Origin of the sequence: Hymenobacter baengnokdamensis (genome assembly GCF_008728635.1) — a bacterium.
Taxonomy (GTDB): Bacteria; Bacteroidota; Bacteroidia; order Cytophagales; family Hymenobacteraceae; genus Hymenobacter; species Hymenobacter baengnokdamensis.
In genome coordinates, this window is the sequence record NZ_CP044285.1 from 2677420 (window position 1) to 2699000 (window position 21581).

Genomic DNA, 21581 nt, shown 5'->3' on the forward strand with positions numbered 1-21581 from the left:
GCTAGCGGCACTTCTCCTTGCGGCGCGTATCAATAATGTGCGCGATTTTCCAGCCGCTGGCCAGCTTCACCAGCTGAAACGAGTCGTAGCCGCAGTGGCTGAACTTGCTGCCCAGGTAAAACTCGTAGGGTGCCCACACGCTGGCCAGGTTGGCGTCGATGAGTACGTGCTCGAACTGCACGCGCTCGTCCCAGCTTTCGGCGTGGGGCGTGCCGACGGCTTTTAAGAAGGCATTTACGCTTTCGAGCTGCACCGTGGGCTGGCCTTGGGGCTGGCTCAGGGTATGAAATACGGCGGTCGGGGCCAGGGTGCTTCGTACCAGGGTGCTGTCGCCGCGCCGCATTGCGTCGAAAAACGTTGTGATGGCTTGCTTCACGGCCGGCACTTCGGCCGAGGTCGTTTGGGCTTGTGCGGCGAACGTAGCGCCGAGCAGGCCGCTGAGCAGCAGCAGCGAAACGTGATTTTTCATGTGGTTAAGATAAGCGTTCGGCGTAGGCAAATTAGGGGTAGGGAAATCAGTCCTGGCCGGGCTCCTGTTCATGGGGCTTCAGGATGCGCGGCAGCTCGGCCACCGGCTCGGGGCGTAGCTCCTCGGGCACGGCGCGGCCCTGCAGCGCCAGCTGGTGGCGGGCTTCGTCAAACTCACCTTCGCTTTTGGCGATGATGAGCGTAGCCACGCCATTGCCGATAACGTTGGTAATAGCGCGGGCCTCACTCATAAAGCGGTCGACGCCCAGCAGCAGCGCCACGCTCTCCACGGGAATGGTTTTGGTAGCCGCCAGCGTGGAAGCCAGCACGATAAAGCCCGAGCCCGTGACCCCCGCCGCGCCCTTGCTCGTAACCACTAGCACGGCAATGAGCGATAGCTGCTGCGTAAGCGAGAGCGGAATGTTAAAGGCCTGGGCCAGAAAGATAACCGCAATAGACAGGTAAATGGAGGTGCCATCCAGATTAAAGGAATAGCCGGTAGGAATAACCAGCCCCGCCACCGAGCGCGAGCAGCCGTAGCGCTCCATCTTATCAATCATGCGCGGCAGCGCCGACTCGGACGACGAGGTGCCCAGCACCAGCAGAATCTCTTCCTTAATAAAGCCCAGGTATGGCCCCAGCCGCAGCTGGTAAGCCCGTAAAATCAGGTTTAGTACCCCAAAAATGAACAAAAACATGGTGAGGTACACGACCAGCATGAGCTTGCCCAGCGGTAGCAGGGTGGCCAGCCCGTACTTGCCGATAGTGAAAGCCATCCCGCCAAACGCCCCCAGCGGAGCCAGCTTCATGACAATGCCCAGCACCCCAAACATGGCGTGTGAAAGCCGGTCGAAGGTCTTGACCAGGGGCTGAGCCGACTCGCCCAGGCGGTTGAGGGCCAGGCCGAATAATACAGCAAACAATAGTACTTGCAATATATCGCCTTTGGCGAATGCTTCGACCACGTTGGTGGGCACAATGTGGGTGATAAACTCGACCCAGTTCAACTCGCCGGCCTGCGTGGTGAATTTGGCGGCTTCGGTCGTTTGCTTGCTGTCGTGAAGAGCAGCCTGCGCAGTAGCCTGCACGCCCGTGCCCGGCTGGGTGATATTGGCCGCCGCAATGCCAATTGCCAGCGCCAGGGTGGTTACTAGCTCAAAGTAAAGCAGGGCCTTACCGCCTACGCGGCCAACTTTTTGCAGGCTGCCCATGCCGGCAATGCCCAGCACTACCGTGAGAAAAATAATGGGCGCAATCAACATCTTAATGAGGTTGATAAACGTGTCGGCCACGGGCTTAAGCGCCGCGCCGAAGTGCGGAAACAAGCCCCCGACTACTACTCCCAGCACAATGGCCGTGAGCACCTGCACGGTGAGGTTGGAATAATAGCGTGTCATAGTAGTGGAAAAGGAGAGGCGCGCTGCCAGCAGGGCGCAAAGCTAGCTGGCTGGGCAGTGCGGGGCGCGTAGGCCGGAAGAAAAGCACGGGGCCAACAATCTTTCCGCCGCGGCCGGTGTTACTTTGCCATCCTCAACCTTGCCCTCTTTTATGAACGGTAAAAATCTTTTTAACCTCGGACCGGCACTCGGCTACTTCTTTCGCAAGAACGACCCGAGCCGCAAGTCCAACTTCAACCTGCGCACCATGCACTTTATCAATAAGCTGAGCATGGCGATGTTTCTGGTGGGCTTGTGCGTGCTGCTCTACCGCTGGTTTATCCGCTAGAACCCCGCGGCGATGAATATCGAAGAGTACCGCGACTTCTGCCTTGGCCTGCCCGGTGCCACGGAGGAAACCCCCTTCGGCCCTGATACGCTGGTGTTTAAGGTGGGCGGCAAGCTATTTGCCCTCACCGATTTGCAGACTTTTGCCAGTTTCAACGTGAAGTGCGACCCCGAGCACGCCAGCGAGCTGCGCGAGCGCTTCGACTACGTGCTGCCCGGCTTTCACATGAATAAAAAACACTGGAATACCGTGCTCATTGGAACCGGGGCCAGCGATGCCCAGCTGCGCGAGTGGCTGACCGATTCGTACCAGCTCATTGTGGCGGCGCTTCCCAAGGCATTGCGCGCCGAGCTGCGCCAGGAAATAAAGTAAATCATAGAGCAGCTGCCTGCTCCCGGACGTAAAAAAGACCGTCAGGCTGCGCCTATTTACAGGCTGCCTGACGGTCTTTTTAGCTACGGCTACTGGCCAACCAGGAAGACGGCGTTGCCAAACAGCAGCTTGCCGCTCTGCCAGAAAGCCCGGAATAAGGGGTTGTCGCCGAGGTAGATAACCTGGCCCCGGCCCAGGTCCTGCTCGCCCAGCACGAAGGTATCGACCAGCTCCTTACGGGCTTTGCTGCCCGAGAAGCCGGCATAATAGCCGTTCTTTTTAATGACACCCACATTCCAGCCACCTTTGCCCAAAAACCGGTAGCTGAGCGGCGTGCGAATAAGCGCCGGGTAGGTGTCGCCGTAGCCGAAGGACAGCGGGTGCGTATTGTCGAGCTGCACGCGGTAGATAGTGCCCAACGCCTGTTCCTGCGTGCCTTCGCGCTCGGCGCTGCCGTAGCGGCGCAGGGGCAGGTAGGGGTTAATGACCTCCGCCTTTTTGAGGGCTACCGAGTCAGCGACTTTACCCTTGAGCAGGAAATCCTTTTTATTGGCCAGAAATTTCATGGCGCCTTCGAGGGCGATGAGCTTGCCGCCGCCCCGCACCCAGGCTTTGAGGCTTTCGAGGGCCGGGGCGGGGTAAATATCCTGGTAATTGCCATCCGGCAGAATAAGCACGTCGATTTTTGACATATTTACCCGGCTCAGGTAATCGGTGCCCAGCACCGTAATCGGGTAGCCAATCTGCTGCTCGAAGAAGTGCCACACTTCGCCAAAGGCCGTGGCGTCGATGCCGGGGCCGGCTACTACGGCCACGGTGGGCTGCTTCACGAAGTGTACCGTGCCCGAGCCCAGGTCGTGGCCGGTGGTCGAAAAGCCCGATTTTACGGCCTGTACCACCGTGCCGGCCGAGTCGGCCTGCGCCCGCACCAGCTGGTCAAACTTGGCTCCCAGCGCCTCGTTGCCGGTGCGCGTGATGATGAGCGTGCCGGGCGCGTACTTCTGGCCTTCGGCCTCAAAAGCCTGCTCGGCGAAGCGTATTTTCACTTTCTGTTGCAGCAGCTTGCTCAGAAAGCGCACATCCTGGAGGTTATTCCAGCGGGCCAGGTAGGCGTAGGGCTTGTCGGTAGGCGCGGCGGCGCTGCCCTTTACCGTAGCCGGGGTTGGGGTGGGGCCGCTGGCGTCGAGGCGCTGGGTGAGGGCGTAGGCTTTTACCCCAAACGAGTAGGGGAGCGCCCAGGAGGTAATGTCGTAGGTAAGCGAGTCTTCGAGCTGCGGGCGCGGCTCAAACAGCACTTTCACCAGCGTTGACTTGGGCTGATACATGCTCACGAGCACGTCGTGCGGCTGCACTTCTACCTGCTCGGTTTTGCCGCTGGCATAGTTGTAGCCGTTGGTTTTGAGGCTCCTGGGGGCAAAGCCGTAGCTGATTTGCTGGCGGTCGAGGTACTGCGTGAGCATCCGCAGCTGGCCGGGGTCGTTGCCGGAGGCCAGCACGTAGGTTTTGTAGGTGCCGCCGGGCCTGGTTTTGGCGGTGGTGAAATAGGCCTGGAACTCACGCAGCAAATCGTCGTGGCGCTCGGCGGTGGCCTGAATGGTGGCGCGGCTGGCGGCGTGGTGATGGGCAATGCGCTGGGCCAGGGTCAGCGTATCGCCCTCGGTGCGGGCATAAGCCACGCCGGCCGGGCTGCCGCCGCCCTGCTCATAGGTCATGCCGATGGCGCCGTTGAAGCTGGGCCAGGTATCGCCGTAGGTGGGGGCGTAGAGGTCGTACACTTCCCGGGTAAAATAGAGCCAGTTATTTTTATCAAACGTGGCCCGGTTGTAGTCGCCAATCACGTTCTGGAACTTCCGCTGCCAGGGCGTAATGTCGGCATGATACGGCTTGGCGGCCGGCGAGAAATAATACGAGTTGTTGGGGCCCATCTCGTGAAAGTCGGCGTGCACCTGGGGTAGCCACTTGTTGTAGAGCACAATGCGCTGGCGGCTTTCCTGCTGGGTTTGCCAGGCCCAGTCGCGGTTCAGGTCGAAGTAATAGTGGTTGTAGCGCCCGCCGGGCCAGGGCTCGTGGTGCTCCCACGAGTCGGGGCCGGCATTGGGGCTTTGGTTACGCACGCGGTTGTACCAGTTCACGTAGCGGTCGTGGCCGTCGGGGTTCACGCAGGGGTCAATGATGACCACCGTATTCTTAAGCCAGTCCTGCATTTGCTGGTCCTGCGGGTTGGCCAGGTCGTAGAGCACCTGCATCACCGCCTCCGAGCTCACGGCCTCGTTGCCGTGCACGTTGTAGCTGAGCCAGGCCACGGCCGGCAGCTGGCGGCTGGCCGCGCCGCTTTCGAGGCTGGCCAGCCGGCGGTCGTTTTGCTGAATGTCAGCCAGCCGACCGAAGTTTTCAGTATTGCCGATTTCAATGACTTCCAACGTGCGCTTCTCGTAGGTTTTCCCGTAGGGCGTAATGCGCATCCGGCCGGGCGAGTGGGCTACCACGTGCGCGGCGTAGCGCAGCACCTCAGCCTGGGGCGTGAACTGGCTGCCCAGCTCATAGCCCAGAAACTGGCCGGGGGTTAATAAAGGTCCGGCCGCGTCGGCGGTGCTGGTGGTGCTGGGCGCGGTAGTGGTAGTCTGGGCCGTGCCGGCCAATGGCAGGGCTAGCCCCAGCAGCAGCCCAAAGCCCAGCGGGCCGAGGGTGCGCGTGGCAACGGTCCCGCAGGAAGGTAGAGAAATCATCAACTGAAGTAGCGTAGAAAAGAAGGTAAAAGGACGGAAACGGGAGGCACAAAGATGCAGTAGCGGCACTCGCGCCCTGCCATCTCTTTTGGGTGAAGGGGTCAGGGCATAAGGTTCGCCGGCCGCCGGTTGAACCACGGCCGGGCCTGCTCCAGCTGCCCGGCCAGGCGAAAGAGCACGTCCTCAGCCCCGAGGCGGGCAATGAGCTGCACCCCGCAGGGCAGGCCGTCGGCGGTCCAGTGCAGGGGCACCGACATGGCGGGCTGGCCGGTGAGGTTGGCCAGCTGGGTGTAGGGCGTTTTTTCGAGGCTTTGCTCGGCCAGTTTCTCCACGAGGCCCGAGCGCCGGATGAGGCCGCCCAGCCCGAAGGTATTCACCACGCGTAGCAGCTTCTGCTCGAAGGGCTTGGGTTGCAGCTCGCCGATGCGCACGGGCGGCGTGGCGAGCGTGGGCGTCAGCAGCAGGTCGTAGGTCTGGTGAAACCGGCCCATGCGGCGGGCATGGTCGTTCCAAGTGTGGCGGGCAGCGGCAAAGTCGGCGGCCGAGTAGGTGCGGCCCAGCAAGCCCAGCAGCCAGGTAGTGGGCTCCACATCGGCGGGCCGGGTGGGGCGGCCCAGCACTGCCGCCAGGCTGGCGATGCTGGCCCCGGTCTCGCCAAAATAAAGCATGAGAAAGGCCGCCGACACGGCCCGGCCGTCGAAGGGCAGTGCTACTTCCGCTACGTCGTGGCCCAGGCTTGCGAGCAGGTGGGCCGCGTCGCGCACGGCGGTGGCGCACTCCGGGTGCAGCGGCCGGCCCAGCGGGTGGTCGAGAGTAAAGGCGATGCGCAGGCGGCCGGGCTCCCGGCTCACTTCTTCCAGGTAAGGGCGCGCGGAGCCGGGCAAAAAGTACGGAGCGCCCACATCCGCGCCCTGCGTAGCGTCGAGCATGGCCGCACTGTCGCGCACTGAGCGCGTAAGTACGTGCTCCACGGCCGCGCCCTGCCACTTCTCGCCCTGCTCGGGGCCGGTAGGCACGCGCCCCCGGCTGGGTTTCAGCCCAAACAGCCCACAGCATGCCGCCGGAATGCGGATGGAGCCGCCGCCATCGCCGGCCCCGGCTACTGGTACAATGCCCGCCGCCACGGCCGCTGCCGAGCCGCCGCTGCTGCCGCCCGGTGTGTGGCCCAAATTCCACGGATTGCGGCAGGCGCCGTAGAGCGCGGGCTCGGTCACGGCCAGCAGGGCAAATTCGGGCGTGCTGGTTTTGCCGAGGATATTGACACCCGCCGCCTGCCAGCGGCGTACCAGCTCGGCGTCTTCGGTGGGCACGTAGTGGCGTAGGGCGCGGCTGCCGGCCGTCTGGGGCACACCGGCATAGGCCGCCCCGAAGTCTTTCAGCAAAAACGGCACGCCGCCGAACGGGCCGGTCGGCAGCCCGGCGGTAGCCCGCCCCTGCGCCTGCTCGAATAGGGGAAGAATGATGGCGTTAATCTGCGGATTGACAGCTTCGGCGCGGGCAATGGCAGCCCGGCACAGCTCGGCGGCCGTGAGCTGGCCACTTGCTACGAGGGCGGCCATGCCCAGGCCATCGAGTTGGTCGTATTCGGTGGGAGAAAGCATGGCGGCAAGATAGGGGCGGGGTAGCATTTCGAAACCGATAAAAAAGAACGGTCATGCTGAACGCAGTGAAGCATCTCGCGCGCTTCTTTGGAGTCATTTCCATACGGTTTGGTAGAGATGCTTCACTGCGTTCAGCATGACCGTTCTTTAGTTGTAGTCAATAGCCTCTTCGCTACTTATGAAAAACCTGCTACCCTTCCTCACTGCGCTGGCCCTGCCGCTGACCAGCCCCGCCCAAACCGCGCCGCGCCCGCTCAACCTCACCGACCTGGCCCGAATGCGCGACGTGGCCGACCCTAACCTCTCACCCGATGGTGCCTGGGTGACTTATACGGTAACGCGCGTAGATACCACCACCGACAAGCGCGACGCCGATATTTGGATGGCCCGCACCGATGGCTCGCAAAACCTGCGCGTCACTACCAACCCGGCCAGCGAAACCCACCCGCGCTTCAGCCCCGATGGCAAATACCTGAGCTTCATCTCGGGCCGCAACGAGGAAGAGGGTGGCAACGCCCAGCTCTGGCTGCTCAACCGCGCCGGCGGCGAGGCCGAGAAAGTAACCAGGCTTAAGGGCAGCGTGGCCGACTACGTGTGGAGCCCCGATGGCCAGCGCATCGCCTTGATTATTAAGGATGCCGACCCCGATTCGCTCACGGCTGCCCAGAAAGCCAAGAAGAAAACACCTCCGCCCATCGTCATCGACCGCTTCCAGTTCAAGCAGGATGTGGAGGGCTACCTGAATAATCAGCGTCAGCACCTCTACGTGTTCGACGTGGCCACGCGCCGCCTCGTGAATCTTACGCCGGGCCAGTACGACGAAAGCCTGCCCGCCTGGAGCCCCGATAGCAAGCAGCTCGTTTTCAGCAGCAAGCGCGGCCCCGACCCCGACCGCCACGACAACTACGACCTTTTTTTAATTGACGCGCAGCCCGGCGCCACGGCCCGGCCGCTGCTGACAACCGACGTACCTGAGAGCGCCCCCAACTACGGCAGCCGCCCCGCCTGGAGCCCCGATGGCCGCCGCATCGCCTTTGTGCAGGGCGGCCCCAAAGAGCAGCTCGTGTACGCCCTGCACCAGCTCATGGTAGTCGAGGTGGCCGGCGGCCCCGCCCGCGCCCTCACGGCCGGCCTCGACCGCAATACCACGCATCCGCAGTGGTCGGCCGATGGCAAAAGCGTTTATTTTCTGCTCGAAGACGACCGCGCCGAGTCCTTGATGCGGGTGCCGGCTGCGGGAGGGAAAATAGAAAAGGTGCTAGCCGGCCCGCGCGAAATTGGCGCTTACGACCTGGCCCGCAACGGCCAGCTAACCGTGCTCAGCAGCCAGCCGCAAGAGCCCAATGAAGTATTCGCCCTGGATAAAAAAGGGGCGCTGCGCCCGCTTTCCCGGCAAAATGACACCTGGCTGAAAGGAGTTTCGCTCGGCGCAGTCGAGCCCATTCAGACCAAGAGCAAGGACGGCACGCTGGTGAGCGGCTTCCTCATCAAGCCCGTTGGCTACCAGGCCGGGCGTAAATACCCGACCATTCTGCGCATTCACGGCGGGCCGGTAGCGCAGTTTGGCTACGGCTTTTCGTTTGAGTGGCAATACTTTGCCGCCAACGGCTACGCCGTGGTCGTGGCCAACCCGCGCGGCAGCTCGGGCCGGGGCCTGGAATACAGCAAAGCCATCTACGCCGACTGGGGCAATAAGGACACCGACGACGTGCTGGCCGTGGTAGACTACGCCGTGGCGCAGGGCCTGGCCGACCCCGACCGCCTCGGCGTGGGCGGCTGGAGCTACGGCGGCATCATGACCGACCAGGTTATCGCCCGCGACCAGCGCTTCAAGGCGGCCGTGAGCGGCGCCAGCATCGCTAACGTGCTGGCCGGCTACGGCACCGACCAGTACATCCGCGACTACGAAACCGAGCTGGGCACGCCCTGGAAAAACCCCGATGTGTACATGCGGGTGTCGTACCCTTTCTACCACGCCGACCGCATCAAAACCCCCACGCTTTTCGTGTGCGGCGAGAAGGATTTTAACGTGCCCCTGCTCAACACCGAGCAGATGTACCAGGCCCTCAAAAGCCTGAACGTGCCCACGCAATTGGTTATCTACCCCGGCCAGTTTCACGGCGTCACGACGCCCAGCTACGTCAAGGACCGCTACGTGCGCTACCTGAGCTGGTATAATAAGTACCTGATGCCTAAAGGCTCGGCAATGGGCAGCACGGCCGGCGGACAGTAAGGCGAACTTTGTAGCTGGTGCCTACAAGCAGCGCTCGGCTGAACTTACGCCGAGCGCTGCTTGTAAGTACCAGCTACTTGTATCTTGCACGATGAGCCAGGTCATTCTAACCGTACCCGATGAGCAGCTTGCGCCCTTGCTGAAAGTGCTGAAAGCGCTGCCGTTTGCCATTAAAACCAAAACCGTAGCCCCAGCCAAGCCCAGGCAGTACACGCCTGCGCAGCAGGAGTGGATTGATGATTTTCGCGAGGCCCTCCACGAAGTGGAGCTGCATCAGCAGGGGAAAATCCAGTTGAAAACCGCTGACGAATTGCTGGATGAGCTTCGAAATAATATCCTCGATTAGGTTCGACCGGTTTATCAAGCGGCTGGCGAAGAAATACGTCAGTATGCCGGATGACTTTGCTCGATTGCTGGTAGAGTTGCGGAATAACCCGCAAACCGGCGAGCCATTGGGCCGCGACTGCTACAAGGTGCGCATGAGCATTGCCGCCAAAAACAAAGGGAAAAGCGGGGGCGCCAGGGTAATCACCTGCGTTAAAATCGTCGGCGAAACGGTATTCCTGCTCACGATTTATGATAAATCTGAACAGGAATCTATTTCGGATAGCGAGCGCGACGAGCTATTGCGCGAAAACGGATTGCTGTAAAACCGAAAGAGCCCGCTACGATTGAAGCGGGCTCTTTCGGTTTTTTGAAAAGAAAAGTAGTCCGTCATGCTGAGCTTGTCGAAGCATCTTTCCCGAACGACACCCTAGCGGCGCGGTAGAGATGCTTCGGCAAGCTCAGCATGACAGTCTTTTTTATGGTCATTTACACCACCACGTTCACCATACGGCCGGGCACTACCACTACTTTCTTCACCGCTTTGCCCTCGCCGAAGCGGCTCAGAAAATCCGATGCCAGAATCGCGGTTTCGATTTCGGCGGCGGTGGCGGTGGCGGCAAACTGGCGCTGGTCGCGCACCTTGCCGTTGATGGCTACGGGGTAAGTCACGTTGGCTTCGACCAGGTATTCTTCGCGGAACTCGGGGTAGGCGGCGTGGCTGATGCTGCCCGAGGCGTGGCCTAACTCTTCCCACAGCTCTTCGGCCAGGTGGGGGGCGAAGGGCGAGAGCAGGATAACCAGCGGCTCCAGGATGGCGCGTTTGTGGGTGCCGAGGGCCGTTAGCTCGTTCACGGCAATCATGAAGGTGCTGACGCTGGTATTGAAGCTGAACTTCTCAATATCCTGGGCCACCTTTTGGATGACGCGGTGCAGGGCCTTCAGCTCGGCGGGGCTGGCGGGCTCGTCGGTCACGGCGAGGGGGCCGTCTTCGGGGTGGAAGAGTCGCCAGAACTTCTTGAGGAAGGTGGCTACGCCGCTGATGCCGTTGGTATTCCAGGGCTTGAATTGCTCCAGTGGGCCGAGGAACATCTCGTAGAGGCGCAGGGCGTCAGCGCCGAATTTGTCAATTAACTCCGTTGGGTTAACAACATTGTATTTTGACTTTGACATTTTCTCGACTGTCGGCTCAGTCTTGAATTGACTACCGGTATTGTCAGATTTGATGGCGTCAAAAGTTGTGAAAACACCAAATTGCCAAAAACCCCCTTTACAGACAAAGACGGTGTCTTTGAGCATAGAATTAGATTGGCTGTAAGCAATTGTGTCTACAGTGGAATTAGACGTGAATTCAATCGGAATATAAATCCTCTGGTAAACGAAGCTCGAAGCGTCTTGAGGAATGTAAGGTTCTCCGCTGCTATCATAGGCGACTTCTGGAGTCACGGTTTCAAAAAGATGCTTCGCATCCGCACTTATCAAAACGTTGGATGAAGGCCCAAGTAATTGCACCTCATGGTATTTATTGTTAACATTAATACCCAACGAAGGATGCGAATCGTTTTCAGAAACTTCAAAAATATCAGGGTCAACTTGTGCAATTAAGCGGGTTGCCAACTCCGAAACCCCCAAAATCATCCCCTGATTTATAAGCTTTTGGAACGGCTCGTTGGCCGTGACCAAACCCAAATCCTTCAAAAACAGGTACCAGAAGCGGGAGTAGAGCAGGTGGCCGGTGGCGTGCTCGGCGCCGCCCATGTAGAGGTCTACCTGGCCCCAGTATTTCTCGGCTTCTTCGCCCACAAAGCGCTCGGCGTTGTGCGGGTCCATGTAGCGGAGGTAGTACCAGCTGGAGCCAGCCCAGCCGGGCATGGTGCTCAGCTCGAACTCGTACTGGCCCTTGTACTTCCAGTCTTTAGCGCGGCCCAGGGGCGGCTCGCCGGTTTCGGTGGGCTTGTACTCGTCGATTTCGGGGAGCACGAGCGGCAGGTCGGCCTCGGCCACACCGTAGGCGGTGCCGTCTTTGTAGTAAATCGGGATGGGCTCGCCCCAGTAGCGCTGGCGGCCAAAAATGGCGTCGCGCAGGCGGAAATTCACCTTGCCCTTGCCCAGGCCCTTCTCTTCGAGGTAGGCGATGAGGGTGGCGGTGGCTTCCTTGTAGCCCAGGCCGTTGACGATGCCCGAGTTGATGTAGCGGCCTTCCTTGGTGGGGTCGGCCTGCTGGTCGAGGTCCTTTTGGGCGTCCGAAATGGCTGGGATGGGCAGGTCGAAGTGTTTGGCAAAGAGATAGTCGCGCTGGTCGCCGCTGGGTACGGCCATTACGGCGCCGGTGCCGTAGCCGGCCAGCACGTAATCGGCCAGCCAGATGGGCACGGGCTCGTTGTTGACCGGGTTCAGGCCATACGCGCCGGTAAACACGCCCGACACGGTTTTGACGTCGGCCATACGGTCGCGCTCCGAGCGGCGCTTGGTGGCGGCGATATACTCATCCACCGCGGCGCGCTGGGCGGGCGTGGTGAGGGTATCGACCAGCTCGTGCTCGGGGGCCAGCACCAGGAAGGTAGCACCGTAGATGGTATCGACGCGGGTCGTATATACTTTAATGACAGTACCTTCGTGGCCCTGCACCGGGAAGCTGACCTCGGCCCCGATGCTTTTGCCAATCCAGTTGCGCTGCATCTCCTTCACGGCGTCGGGCCAGTCGAGGGTATCGAGGCCCTTGAGCAGGCGGTCGGCGTAGGCCGTGATGCGCAGGTTCCACTGCGGCATGAGGCGGCGCTCGACGGGGTAGCCGCCGCGCTCCGAGAGGCCGTCTTTTACCTCGTCGTTGCTGAGCACGGTGCCCAGCGCGGCGCACCAGTTCACGTAGGTATCCTGCTGATACGCCAGCCGATAGGGGAGAATGGCGGCGAGCTTCTGCTTCTCGGTAAAGCTCTGCCACTGGCCGGCCGTGAAGTCGTGGCGGTCCTCGGCTTCGCCGGCCGCGCGGATGCCGGCGCTACCGCTCTCGGCAAACTTCTCCTGCAGGGTGCGGATGTGCTCGGCGCGGTCGGTGTCGAGGTTGTACCAGCTATTGAAGAGCTTGAGGAAAATCCACTGCGTCCACTTGTAGTAGTCGGGGTCGGAAGTGCGTACCTCGCGCTCCCAGTCGTAGCTGAAGCCCAGCTGCTGGAGCTGCCGGATGTAGGTTTCGATGTTCTTCTCGGTGGTCACGGCCGGGTGCTGGCCGGTCTGGATGGCGTACTGCTCGGCGGGCAGGCCAAAGGAGTCGAAGCCCATCGGGTGCAGCACATTACGCCCTTGCAGGCGCTGGTAGCGCGCCACGATGTCGGAGGCAATGTACCCCAGCGGGTGGCCCACGTGCAGCCCCGCCCCGGAGGGGTAGGGAAACATATCGAGTACGTAATATTTGGGCTTCGTGGAGTCGTTGTCGGCGCGGAAGGTATTGTGCTGCTGCCAGTGGTCTTGCCACTTTTTTTCAAGCTCTTGGGGGCGGTACGCGGGCATTTGCTGGGCTGGTTGTAATTCGGGCAAAGGTACGAAACCCGGTAGCGTGGATTCTGCGAGTCCGCCCGTAGTACCGTCCGGCTGCTAGGCGTCCGAACGCACGGAGGTAGCGCTATAGTGCTAGCTTTGCGATACTGGCAGGGTAGTCTCCCGCCAACCACGGTGTCTTTCGATAGCTTCGGCTAGAAAAAGGCGAAGCCCGTGGTTGCAGCCACGGGCTTCGAAGTGGGTGATTCTTTCTCCCCATTAAGATTCGAAGTCTATGGAGAAAAAACCAAACAGCGACGAGTATTATAGCATAATCTTCGTCAGGCTCCCGACTAAGCTGCTGTTGCAACTTGGTCGCTGGGTGCTGGTAGCCGGCAGCATGTACGTGCTGCTGCACCAGTAACCGATTAGCCGGCAGGGAGGGTTCGCGCCCTTCCTGCTTGGGCTGCTAACTAAGTTCAGCCGCCGGGAGTTGCGCAAAGATGCAAGTTTTTTGGCAAAATGCCCGGCTTCGCCAGGGCTAGCGCAAAGCCAGCTCGCCGGCCGGCTGCGGGGCCAGCGCTTGCAGCGCCCCGGCCAGCAGCTGATACGAGTGAATGCGCGCCTGCTGGTCGAAGATGTTGGTCGTGGCCATCAGCTCATCGACCTGGGTTTGGGCGATAAACTCCTGCAAATCCTGCTGAATGGTAGCCTGGCTGCCCACGAAAGAATAGGCCAGCATCTGCTGCACGGCCTGCTGGCCGCCGGGCACCCACAGCGGGCGCATCGACTCGACGGGCGGCGGCAACGGGGCCGGCCGGCCCGTGACGACGCTCTGCATAAACTGCTGGAGCGAGGTGGAGAGGTAAGCGGCCCGCTCGTCAGTATCGGCCGCAATCACGTTTACGCAGGCAATGACGTAGGGCTGGGCCAGGGCGGCCGAGGGCCGGAAGTTCTGGCGGTAAATCTCCAGCGCCGGCAGCAGCTGGGCCGGGGCGAAGTGGCTGGCGAAGGCGTAGGGCAAACCCAGCGCAGCCGCCAGGTAAGCGCTATCGGTACTGGAGCCGAGGATATAAATCGGAATATCCAGCCCCTCGCCCGGAATGGCGCGCACCGCGCTGCTGCTATTGCTGGCCGAGAAATAAGCTTGCAGCTGCTGAATGTCGTGCGGAAAATCCTGCGCCCCGCCCATCCGGCTGCCCCTGATGGCCTGGGCCGTACGCTGGTCGGAGCCGGGCGCGCGGCCCAGGCCCAGGTCGATACGGCCGGGGTAGAGCGTGGCCAGCGTGCCCATTTGCTCGGCCACCACCAGCGGGGCGTGGTTGGGCAGCATAATGCCGCCCGAGCCTACGCGCAGCGTGGTAGTGCCGCCCGCGACGTAGCCAATCAGCACCACCGGCGAAGAGCTGGCTACGCTGGCCATGTTGTGGTGCTCGGAAAGCCAGAAGCGGGTGTAGCCCAGCTTTTCGACGGCCTGCGCCAGGTGCAGGGTATTGCGAAAGGTATCGGTAGGCGTAGCGCCGGCCAGGATGGGGGCCAAATCCAACACGGAGAAAGCTACTTGCTTAAGAGAATCTGCCATTAGTAATGCACAAAGGATAGGAATGGATTTAACCAATGCTACCCACTAAAAGTTGACTGGCCCTAAACTGGCCCGAGTTTGAGGCGGCGTAGTCCGCTCGCGCCAGTTTAGGGCCGACTGGTCACCGCTTCGCTCCGGTACGGGTGTAAATTTGAAGCTCTAACTCCAACCCGTGGCCCGCATCCCTAAAGAAACCGTTGACCAGATTATCCACACCGCCGATATTCTGGAGGTGGTGGGCGACTACGTGCAGCTCAAGCGCCAGGGCCAGAACTACTGGGCCTGCTGCCCGTTTCACAACGAAAAATCACCCTCGTTTTCCGTAAATCCGAGCAAGGGCCTCTATAAGTGCTTTGGCTGCGGCAAGGCCGGCGGCATTATCCAGTTCGTGATGGACGTGGAGGGCAGCAGCTACCCCGAAGCCCTGCAGGCGCTGGCCAAAAAGTACGGCGTGGCCGTGCCCGAAGAAGAGGAGCGCACCCCCGAAGAGCAGCTGGCCCAGAACGAGCGCGACTCGCAGTATATCGTATCCAACTGGGCGAAAGACCATTATCATCGCCTGCTGCAAAATACGGAGGAAGGCATGAGCATCGGCTACGGCTACCTCAAGGAGCGGGGGCTGAACCTGACTACCATCCAGACCTTCGAGCTGGGCTACTCGCTCGACCAGTGGGACGACCTGCTTAAAAGCGCCACGGCGGCCGGCTACGAGCAGAAATATCTCGAAAAAACCGGCCTCGTCATCAGGCGCGAAGACGACCAGGGCCACGACACCGGCCGGCGCTACGACCGCTTCCGGGGCCGCGTGATGTTTCCGATTCACAACGTGAGCGGCCGCGTGGTGGGCTTCGGGGCCCGCACGCTGAAGCGCGACGACAAGATGGCGAAGTACCTCAACTCGCCCGAGTCGGAAATATATCATAAATCAGATATTCTTTACGGGCTCTACCAGGCCCGGCAGCCCATTCGCAATCAGGAGCTGTGCTACCTCGTGGAGGGCTACCTCGACGTGCTGAGTTTGCACCAGGGCGGTATCCGGAACGTGGTGGCCTCGTCGGGCACTTCGCTCACGGAAGGCCAGATTCGCCTCATCAAGCGCTACACCGACAATGTGACGGTGCTCTACGACGGCGATGCGGCCGGTATCAAGGCCAGTCTGCGCGGCATCGACCTGCTGCTCGAGGGTGGCCTGAACGTGCGCGTAGTGCTCTTTCCCGACGGCGACGACCCCGACAGCTACATCCGCAAGGTGGGCGACCAGCGCTTTACGGAATACATCGAGCTGCAAAGCCAGGATTTTATCGCCTTCAAAACCACGCTCGTAGCCCGCGAGGCCAGCCACGACCCGGTGAAGAAGGCCGAGGCCATTCGGGAGGTGCTCCAAAGCATTGCCAAGGTGCCCGACGGCCTCAAGCGCCAGGTGTTTTTGCAGCAGACGGCCAGCGTGTTCGGCTTTGAGGAACAGGTCATTATCACCGAATACAATAAGCTGCTGAAGACCCGGCCCGAAGGTAGGGGCGGCTCGCAGCCGCCCGCCGTGCCGCCCGCCCCAACCGCCGCCCCGCGCCGGGCGCTCACGCCCGAAGAAGAAGCCGAAGAAGCCATGTATGGCGTGTCGGGCGGCTCGGAGGCAATGGCCGGCAGCCTTAGCAGTAGCGCTGCCGACGCCAGCGACCTGGGCCAGCCGCTCGATGTGCTCATGCAGTGCGAGCAGGCCGTGCTGCGGCTACTGGTGCTCTACGGCCCGCACGAGGTGCAGCCCGAGGTAACGGTGGCGCATTATTTACTGAGCCAGCTCGACGGCACGCCGCTGCGTACGCCGCTCTACGCGCAGCTCTGGAGCGAGTGCCGGGAGGCCTTTCTGCAGGGCCAGCTACCCGATTTGCGCCTGCTGGCCCACCACCCCGACGCCGCCATCCGGAGCCTGCTGGCCGATTTTGCGACCGAGCGCTACGACCTGAGCCCCAACTGGCGCATCAAGGATATTTACGTGCCCACCGAGCTCAACTTAATTCAGCTGGCTTGCGATAATGCCATTCTGCGCCTCAACAAGTGCCACGTGCAGCGCGAGCGGCAGCAGTGCCTGGCCCAACTCAACGACACCCGCCTCGATGACAATGACCAGCTTAACGCTCTGCTGCGGTATAATGAGCTCACCAAGCTCGACAACCAGCTGGCCCAGATGCTTGGCACGGTAGTAGCGCGCGGGGCCTAAACTCATTTGTGTACTGACAGAAGGCAGCATCTTGTCAGGTGAAAGAATCATTTTTCACAACCCTGACAAGCTGCTGCCTTCCTCAGCCCGACTGCTTAATGCTTAAACAACTCGACCTTTCACGCCTGTGGCTGGCCTTGGGCCTGCTGGTCCTCAGCTTTGTAGTGGGCGTGGCGGGCTTCATGACGCTGGAGCACTACCGCTTTATCGACGCCTTTTACATGACGGTGATAACCGCCTCCACGGTGGGCTTCGGGGAGGTGCATCCGCTGTCCGATATTGGTCGGTTATTCACCTCTTTTTATATATTATTTAACTTGTTGATAGTGGCCTACCTCGTGTCGGTGCTCACTACCTACATTTTTGATGGCGAGCTGCGCCACCTTTTTCGCATGATTCGCACCGACCAGGAAATCAAGAGCTTTCGCGACCACGTCATTGTCTGCGGCTTCGGGCGCAACGGGTATAAGGCCTACGACGAGCTGCGTCACAGCGGCACCCGCGCCGTGGTAGTAGAGCAAAGCCAGGAGCTGCTGACGGCGGCCAACAACGCCATCGGCCACCACATTCCGGCCGTGTTTGGCGATGCCACCACCGAGGGCGCGCTGCGCCAGGCTGGCATTGAGCACGCACGGGCCCTCATCACGGCCCTGCCCAAAGATGCCGATAATGTGTTTGTGGCGCTCACCGCCCGCGAGCTGAACCCCAACGTGCTCATTATTGCCCGCGCCAGCGCCCGCAGCAGCGTCAGCAAGCTCATTTCGGCCGGCGCCAACTCGGTGGTGATGCCCGATGAAATCGGTGGCTCCCACATGGCCAACCTCGTCATCCGGCCCGAAGTAATTCGCTTTCTGGACATGATTTCGGGCCTCGACCCCAACAAGCTGCGCCTCGAAGAGCTGTCGTTTGGCGAGCTTAAGCCCAGCCTGCGCGGGCAGAGCATCCGGGAGCTCGACGTGCGCTCGCGCAGCGGAGCCACCGTGATTGCCCTGCGCCGGGGCGAAAGCGGCGAGCTGGAAGTAAGCCCCGCCGCCGACTACCGCCCCGTGGCTGGCGACGTACTGCTGGTGCTCGGCAACGAAACCCAGATTCAGGCGGTGCATCGGCAGTTTAAGTAACCTGAGCCAGTGGCCGCTGCGGCAAAACCATGAGTTAGTAGGAATGCAGATAGCCGTTACCACCCGTTTTTTATTGCCCGGCGGCCAGCTCGAGGGCCTGGGCCGCTTCACGGCCGAAACCCTGCGGCAGCTGGTGCAGCAGCAGCCTGAGTGCACGTTTCACTTTCTTTTTGACCGGGCCTATGACCCGGCCTATCTGTTTGGGCCCAATGTAGTGCCGCACGTGCTGCACCCCCCGGCGCGGCACCCGCTCCTGATGATAGCCTGGTACGAAGGCGCGGTGGCTTGGTGGCTGCGGCAGCACCGCCCGGCGGCGCTGCTCTCGCCCGAGGGCTTTACGGTGCTGGGTACCAGCGTGCCCCGCGTAATGGTGCTTCACGACCTGGCCTACATTCATCGGCCCGCCGACATGCACGCCCTGATACGGCGCTACTACGCTTACTTTATTCCGCGCTTTGCCCGCGCCGTGGAGCAGCTGGTGGCCGTGTCGGAAGCCACGCGGGAGGATGTTGCGCGGCAGTATGGCGTAGCAGCCAGTGGCATTAAAGTAGCTTACAACGCCCCGGCCGCGCATTTTCAGCCGCAGTCGGCCCAAGCGCAGGGAGCGGTGCGGGACAGGTTTAGCCAGGGGCAGCCGTATTTTTTGTTTGTGGGAGCGCTGCACCAGCGTAAAAACCTGGGCAACCTCCTGCGGGCGTTTGCGCTATTTAAGGCGCAGGCCGGGCAAAGCGACCCCACCAAGCTGCTGATTGTGGGGCGCGAGGCGTGGCGGGCCGGACCAATTTTCGCGGCTTATAAAAGCCTGCCGCCGGCCGTGCAGGCGGCCGTGCACTTCACGGGCCGGGTAGGCGAGCCCGAGCTGGCTGGCTTGTATGCCGCCGCGCTGGCTACCGTGTATGTGCCTTTTTTTGAAGGGTTTGGCTTGCCGGTGGTAGAGGCGCAGGCCAGCGGCTGCCCGGTAGTTACCTCCACGGTATCGTCGCTGCCCGAGGTGGCGGGCGGCCCCGGCAGCGCCCTGCTCTGCGACCCTGCCCAGCCCGCCGAGATAGCTGCGGCCCTCACGCAGCTGAGCCGCGACGCGGCGCTGCGCGCGCGCCTGCAAGCCGCCGGCCTGGCCAACGCAGCCCGCTTTTCGTGGGCCCGTAGCGCCAACGTGCTGTGGCAGGCCGTGCAGCAAGCCATTCAGACGATGCCCACGCCAGCGTAGGCCCGGCGTATCTTTGCCGCTAATGCACATTCTGCAACTTTGTCCGCGCGTTCCGTATCCGCCGCACGATGGCGGGGCGATTGCCATGTACGAAACGGCCCGCGGACTGGCCCAGGCCGGGCACCGGGTAACGGTGCTGGCCGCCAACACCCCCAAGCACTACCAGCCCGCCGATGCGCTGGCCCATCTGGGGCCCAACGTGCGCCTGGTAGTGGTAGACGTGGATACGCGCATCCGGCCGCTGGCAGCCCTCAAAAACCTGCTTTTTAGCCGGCAGCCCTATAATATCGAGCGGTTTGTCAGCCCCGACTTGCTGGCCCGGCTGCTCGAAATTCTGCGACAAGAGGCTGTCGATATCATCCAGTTTGAGGGCACGCAGGTAGCGCCCTACCGCAGGCTGTTGCACCAGGCCGCTGCCGACACTCAGCTACGCCTGCCGCCGCTCATTCTGCGGGCGCATAATATAGAATATACAATTTGGCAGATGCTGGCCGCCCGGGCCGGCAATCCACTAAAAAAATGGTACTTGCAGGAGCTGTCTGACCGGCTGGCGCAGTACGAGCGGGCCGAGCTGCCGCGCTTTAGTGCCATAGCGGCCATCACCGAGCAGGATGCCCAGCGCCTGCGCAGCATGGAGTGTGAGGCCCCGATTACCTTTATTCCGGCCAGTTTCGACCTCAGCCGCTGGCAGCCGGCTGCTGCGCCGCCCCAGCCGCGTACGCTCTTCGCCATCGGCTCGCTCAACTGGCTGCCCAACCTCGAAGGCCTCGACTGGTTTTTGCGCGAAGTATGGCCCCAGGCCCACGCCGAGCTGCCAGAGCTGGAGCTGCACCTTGCCGGCTCGCATCCGCCGGCCTCCCTGGTCGGGCGGGCGCCGGGGCAGGATAATGTCTATGTGCACGGCTTCGTGGCGTCGGCCGCTGCCTTTATGCAGCGCTACGAGCTGATGCTGGTGCCGCTGCTCAGCGGCGGCGGCATGCGGGTAAAGCTGGTTGAAGGCCTGGCGCTGGGCAAGCCCGTGCTCAGCACCACGCTGGGAGCCGAGGGCATTGCAGCGCGCAACGACGAAAATATGCTGCTGCGCGATGGCGCCGCCGCCTGGCAGCAGGCGCTGCGCGACTACTACCACGGCCAGCTGCCGCTGGCGGCGCTCGGCCGCGAAGCCGCCCGCACGGCCCACGCCGAATACGATACCCGCCAGGTAACGCAGCGCCTGACCGACCTCTACCGCCAGGTGCTGGGCCCGCATGTGCGGCCCGGCGCCCTGGCTGCTACGCCGCAGTAACGCTATGCGCCTACTTGTACTGCTTTCGCGCTTTCCGTATCCGCTCGACAAGGGCGACAAGCTGCGGGCGTTTCACCAGCTGCGCTACCTGGCTGCCCAGGGCCACACAATCTGCCTGCTGGCCCTCAGCGATGAGGTAGTACCCGCTGCCGCGCTGGCGGCCGTACGGCCGCTGTGCCGGGGAGGGCTGCAGGTGCACCGGCTGGGCCGGCTGGCGCGGGGCCAGGGGCTGGCCCAGGCTCTGGCTACCGCCGGGCGGCCTTTGCAGGTGGGCTACTTCTACGAAGCTGGGGCCCAGCGCCTGGTAGATAAGCTGCTGGCTGATTTTCGGCCCGACCATGTCTATTGCCAGCTTATCCGGATGGCCGAATACCTGCGCCCCCACGCCGGCCGGGTAGCCATGACCCTCGATTACATGGACGTATTCTCGGCTGGGGTGGCCCGGCGCCTGGCTACGGCCCCGGCCTGGCAGCGCCCGACACTGGCCCTGGAAGCCCGCCGGCTGGCGGCTTACGAAGCCGAGGCGTTTGGCTGGTTTCGGCACCATACCATTATCAGCGACCAGGACCGCCAGCTTATCCGGCACCCGCAGCACCAGCAGATTACGGTAGTGCCCAATGGCATTGCGCTCGACTACTTTCAGCCCCGGCCGCCGGCTGCCAAAACCCACGACCTGCTCTTTTGCGGCAACATGGGCTACTATCCTAATGTAGACGCTGCCTGCTTTCTGGCCGATGACATTTTGCCCCTCGTGCAGCAGCGCCACCCCGGCGCCCGGCTATTGGTAGCCGGCACCACGCCCGCGCCCAGGGTGCAGGCGCTGGCCCGCCGCCCCGGCGTGGAAGTAAGCGGCTGGCTGCCCGATATTCGCACCGCCTACGCCCAGGCGCGGGTATTTGTAGCGCCGATGCGCGTGGGCACGGGCCTCCAAAACAAGCTGCTCGAAGCCATGGCCATGCAGCTGCCCTGTGTAACTACCCCACTGGCCAACAATGCCTTGCGCGGCGAGCCGGGCCGGCAGCTGCTCGTGGCCGAAGGTGCGCCGGCCCTGGCCGATGCCCTCAGCAGCTTGCTGGCCGATGAGCCGGCCGCGGCCCGGCTTGCCGCCGCCGGCCGCACCTTTGTAGCCGAAACCTACGACTGGGCCGCGGCCACGCGCCAGCTTGAGAACTTGTTTCGGGATACTTGTTAAGCACTTAGAATTTTATAGAACGTTATGCCTCATCGGGCGTCCGCTTGCTGAAGCATGAC

General features: G+C 62.0%; 17 protein-coding genes. 11 read left to right on the top strand and 6 right to left on the bottom strand.

Annotated elements, in window-relative coordinates:
- Position 1 precedes the first annotated feature (1 nt).
- Together F6X24_RS11420 and F6X24_RS11425 are read right to left on the bottom strand one after the other, a co-directional pair.
- The gene (locus F6X24_RS11420; RefSeq protein ID WP_191906300.1) at positions 2-469 is read right to left on the bottom strand and encodes a Cif family virulence factor; all 468 of its coding nucleotides are present in this window, start codon (positions 467-469) and stop codon (positions 2-4) included.
- A gap of 46 nt (positions 470-515) precedes the next feature.
- The gene (locus F6X24_RS11425) at positions 516-1865 is read right to left on the bottom strand and encodes a dicarboxylate/amino acid:cation symporter (RefSeq protein ID WP_151088117.1); all 1350 of its coding nucleotides are present in this window, start codon (positions 1863-1865) and stop codon (positions 516-518) included.
- Between the two features lie 151 nt (positions 1866-2016).
- Between F6X24_RS11425 and F6X24_RS18990 the strand changes: the two genes are divergently transcribed.
- Both F6X24_RS18990 and F6X24_RS11430 read left to right on the top strand, forming a co-directional pair.
- The gene (locus F6X24_RS18990; protein ID WP_173241410.1) at positions 2017-2193 is read left to right on the top strand and encodes a DUF6728 family protein; all 177 of its coding nucleotides are present in this window, start codon (positions 2017-2019) and stop codon (positions 2191-2193) included.
- A 12-nt stretch (positions 2194-2205) separates the two neighbouring features.
- Positions 2206-2565 carry an MmcQ/YjbR family DNA-binding protein gene (locus F6X24_RS11430; RefSeq protein WP_151088118.1) on the top strand — a complete coding sequence of 120 codons (360 nt, stop codon included), beginning with the start codon at positions 2206-2208 and terminating at the stop codon, positions 2563-2565.
- A gap of 89 nt (positions 2566-2654) precedes the next feature.
- Here the strand turns inward: F6X24_RS11430 and F6X24_RS11435 are convergent, their stop codons facing one another.
- Both F6X24_RS11435 and F6X24_RS11440 read right to left on the bottom strand, forming a co-directional pair.
- On the bottom strand, positions 2655-5291 hold the full coding sequence (locus F6X24_RS11435; RefSeq protein WP_151088119.1) for a M14 metallopeptidase family protein: 2637 nt from the start codon (positions 5289-5291) through the stop codon (positions 2655-2657).
- A 101-nt stretch (positions 5292-5392) separates the two neighbouring features.
- Positions 5393-6892: an amidase gene (locus tag F6X24_RS11440; protein WP_151088120.1), complete on the bottom strand. Its 1500-nt coding sequence runs from the start codon at positions 6890-6892 to the stop codon at positions 5393-5395.
- A gap of 178 nt (positions 6893-7070) precedes the next feature.
- On the opposite strand from F6X24_RS11440, the gene F6X24_RS11445 reads away from it, so the two are divergent.
- From F6X24_RS11445 to F6X24_RS11455, 3 genes are all read left to right on the top strand, one after another.
- The gene (locus F6X24_RS11445; protein WP_151088121.1) at positions 7071-9125 is read left to right on the top strand and encodes a S9 family peptidase; all 2055 of its coding nucleotides are present in this window, start codon (positions 7071-7073) and stop codon (positions 9123-9125) included.
- Between the two features lie 91 nt (positions 9126-9216).
- A complete protein-coding gene (locus tag F6X24_RS11450) occupies positions 9217-9471 on the top strand; it encodes a hypothetical protein (protein WP_151088122.1) in 255 nt (84 codons plus the stop codon).
- Entirely contained in the window at positions 9443-9775 is a 333-nt protein-coding gene (locus tag F6X24_RS11455) for a type II toxin-antitoxin system RelE/ParE family toxin (RefSeq protein WP_151088123.1), read from the top strand. The genes F6X24_RS11450 and F6X24_RS11455 overlap by 29 nt, the downstream gene beginning before the upstream one ends.
- A 163-nt stretch (positions 9776-9938) precedes the next feature.
- On the opposite strand, the gene F6X24_RS11460 is transcribed toward F6X24_RS11455, so the two are convergent.
- Positions 9939-12956 carry a leucine--tRNA ligase gene (locus F6X24_RS11460; RefSeq protein WP_151088124.1) on the bottom strand — a complete coding sequence of 1006 codons (3018 nt, stop codon included), beginning with the start codon at positions 12954-12956 and terminating at the stop codon, positions 9939-9941.
- A gap of 262 nt (positions 12957-13218) precedes the next feature.
- On the opposite strand from F6X24_RS11460, the gene F6X24_RS19290 reads away from it, so the two are divergent.
- Complete coding sequence (locus tag F6X24_RS19290; protein WP_262714498.1) at positions 13219-13347, top strand: hypothetical protein; 129 nt, start codon at positions 13219-13221, stop codon at positions 13345-13347.
- Positions 13348-13464: 117 nt separating this feature from the next.
- Here the strand turns inward: F6X24_RS19290 and F6X24_RS11465 are convergent, their stop codons facing one another.
- The gene (locus F6X24_RS11465; RefSeq protein ID WP_151088125.1) at positions 13465-14505 is read right to left on the bottom strand and encodes an LLM class flavin-dependent oxidoreductase; all 1041 of its coding nucleotides are present in this window, start codon (positions 14503-14505) and stop codon (positions 13465-13467) included.
- Positions 14506-14677: 172 nt separating this feature from the next.
- Between F6X24_RS11465 and dnaG the strand changes: the two genes are divergently transcribed.
- The 5 genes from dnaG (at position 14678) to F6X24_RS11490 (ending at position 21522) form a co-directional block, all read left to right on the top strand.
- Complete coding sequence (gene dnaG / locus F6X24_RS11470) at positions 14678-16720, top strand: DNA primase (RefSeq protein WP_151088126.1); 2043 nt, start codon at positions 14678-14680, stop codon at positions 16718-16720.
- A 98-nt stretch (positions 16721-16818) separates the two neighbouring features.
- Positions 16819-17838 (top strand): potassium channel family protein, encoded by a 1020-nt coding sequence (locus F6X24_RS11475; protein ID WP_151088127.1) that lies wholly within the window; start codon positions 16819-16821, stop codon positions 17836-17838.
- A gap of 43 nt (positions 17839-17881) precedes the next feature.
- A complete protein-coding gene (locus F6X24_RS11480) occupies positions 17882-19045 on the top strand; it encodes a glycosyltransferase family 4 protein (protein ID WP_151088128.1) in 1164 nt (387 codons plus the stop codon).
- Between the two features lie 22 nt (positions 19046-19067).
- A complete protein-coding gene (locus F6X24_RS11485) occupies positions 19068-20330 on the top strand; it encodes a glycosyltransferase family 4 protein (RefSeq protein ID WP_151088129.1) in 1263 nt (420 codons plus the stop codon).
- Between the two features lie 4 nt (positions 20331-20334).
- Positions 20335-21522, top strand: a complete 1188-nt coding sequence (locus tag F6X24_RS11490; protein WP_151088130.1) for a glycosyltransferase — start codon at positions 20335-20337, stop codon at positions 21520-21522.
- Positions 21523-21581 lie beyond the last annotated feature (59 nt).

What these genes read in the sequence shown, in the direction of transcription:
- F6X24_RS11435 (WP_151088119.1), bottom strand. Translation starts at nt 5,291, where the DNA reads ATGATTTCTCTACCTTCCTGCGGGACCGTTGCCACGCGCACCCTCGGC.
- F6X24_RS11430 (WP_151088118.1), top strand. Translation starts at nt 2,206, where the DNA reads ATGAATATCGAAGAGTACCGCGACTTCTGCCTTGGCCTGCCCGGTGCC.
- F6X24_RS11480 (WP_151088128.1), top strand. Translation starts at nt 17,882, where the DNA reads ATGCAGATAGCCGTTACCACCCGTTTTTTATTGCCCGGCGGCCAGCTC.
- F6X24_RS11440 (WP_151088120.1), bottom strand. Translation starts at nt 6,892, where the DNA reads ATGCTTTCTCCCACCGAATACGACCAACTCGATGGCCTGGGCATGGCC.
- F6X24_RS11465 (WP_151088125.1), bottom strand. Translation starts at nt 14,505, where the DNA reads ATGGCAGATTCTCTTAAGCAAGTAGCTTTCTCCGTGTTGGATTTGGCC.
- F6X24_RS11450 (WP_151088122.1), top strand. Translation starts at nt 9,217, where the DNA reads ATGAGCCAGGTCATTCTAACCGTACCCGATGAGCAGCTTGCGCCCTTG.
- F6X24_RS11490 (WP_151088130.1), top strand. Translation starts at nt 20,335, where the DNA reads ATGCGCCTACTTGTACTGCTTTCGCGCTTTCCGTATCCGCTCGACAAG.
- F6X24_RS19290 (WP_262714498.1), top strand. Translation starts at nt 13,219, where the DNA reads ATGGAGAAAAAACCAAACAGCGACGAGTATTATAGCATAATCTTCGTC.
- F6X24_RS18990 (WP_173241410.1), top strand. Translation starts at nt 2,017, where the DNA reads ATGAACGGTAAAAATCTTTTTAACCTCGGACCGGCACTCGGCTACTTC.
- F6X24_RS11475 (WP_151088127.1), top strand. Translation starts at nt 16,819, where the DNA reads ATGCTTAAACAACTCGACCTTTCACGCCTGTGGCTGGCCTTGGGCCTG.
- F6X24_RS11485 (WP_151088129.1), top strand. Translation starts at nt 19,068, where the DNA reads ATGCACATTCTGCAACTTTGTCCGCGCGTTCCGTATCCGCCGCACGAT.
- F6X24_RS11460 (WP_151088124.1), bottom strand. Translation starts at nt 12,956, where the DNA reads ATGCCCGCGTACCGCCCCCAAGAGCTTGAAAAAAAGTGGCAAGACCAC.
- F6X24_RS11455 (WP_151088123.1), top strand. Translation starts at nt 9,443, where the DNA reads ATGAGCTTCGAAATAATATCCTCGATTAGGTTCGACCGGTTTATCAAG.
- F6X24_RS11425 (WP_151088117.1), bottom strand. Translation starts at nt 1,865, where the DNA reads ATGACACGCTATTATTCCAACCTCACCGTGCAGGTGCTCACGGCCATT.
- F6X24_RS11420 (WP_191906300.1), bottom strand. Translation starts at nt 469, where the DNA reads ATGAAAAATCACGTTTCGCTGCTGCTGCTCAGCGGCCTGCTCGGCGCT.
- F6X24_RS11445 (WP_151088121.1), top strand. Translation starts at nt 7,071, where the DNA reads ATGAAAAACCTGCTACCCTTCCTCACTGCGCTGGCCCTGCCGCTGACC.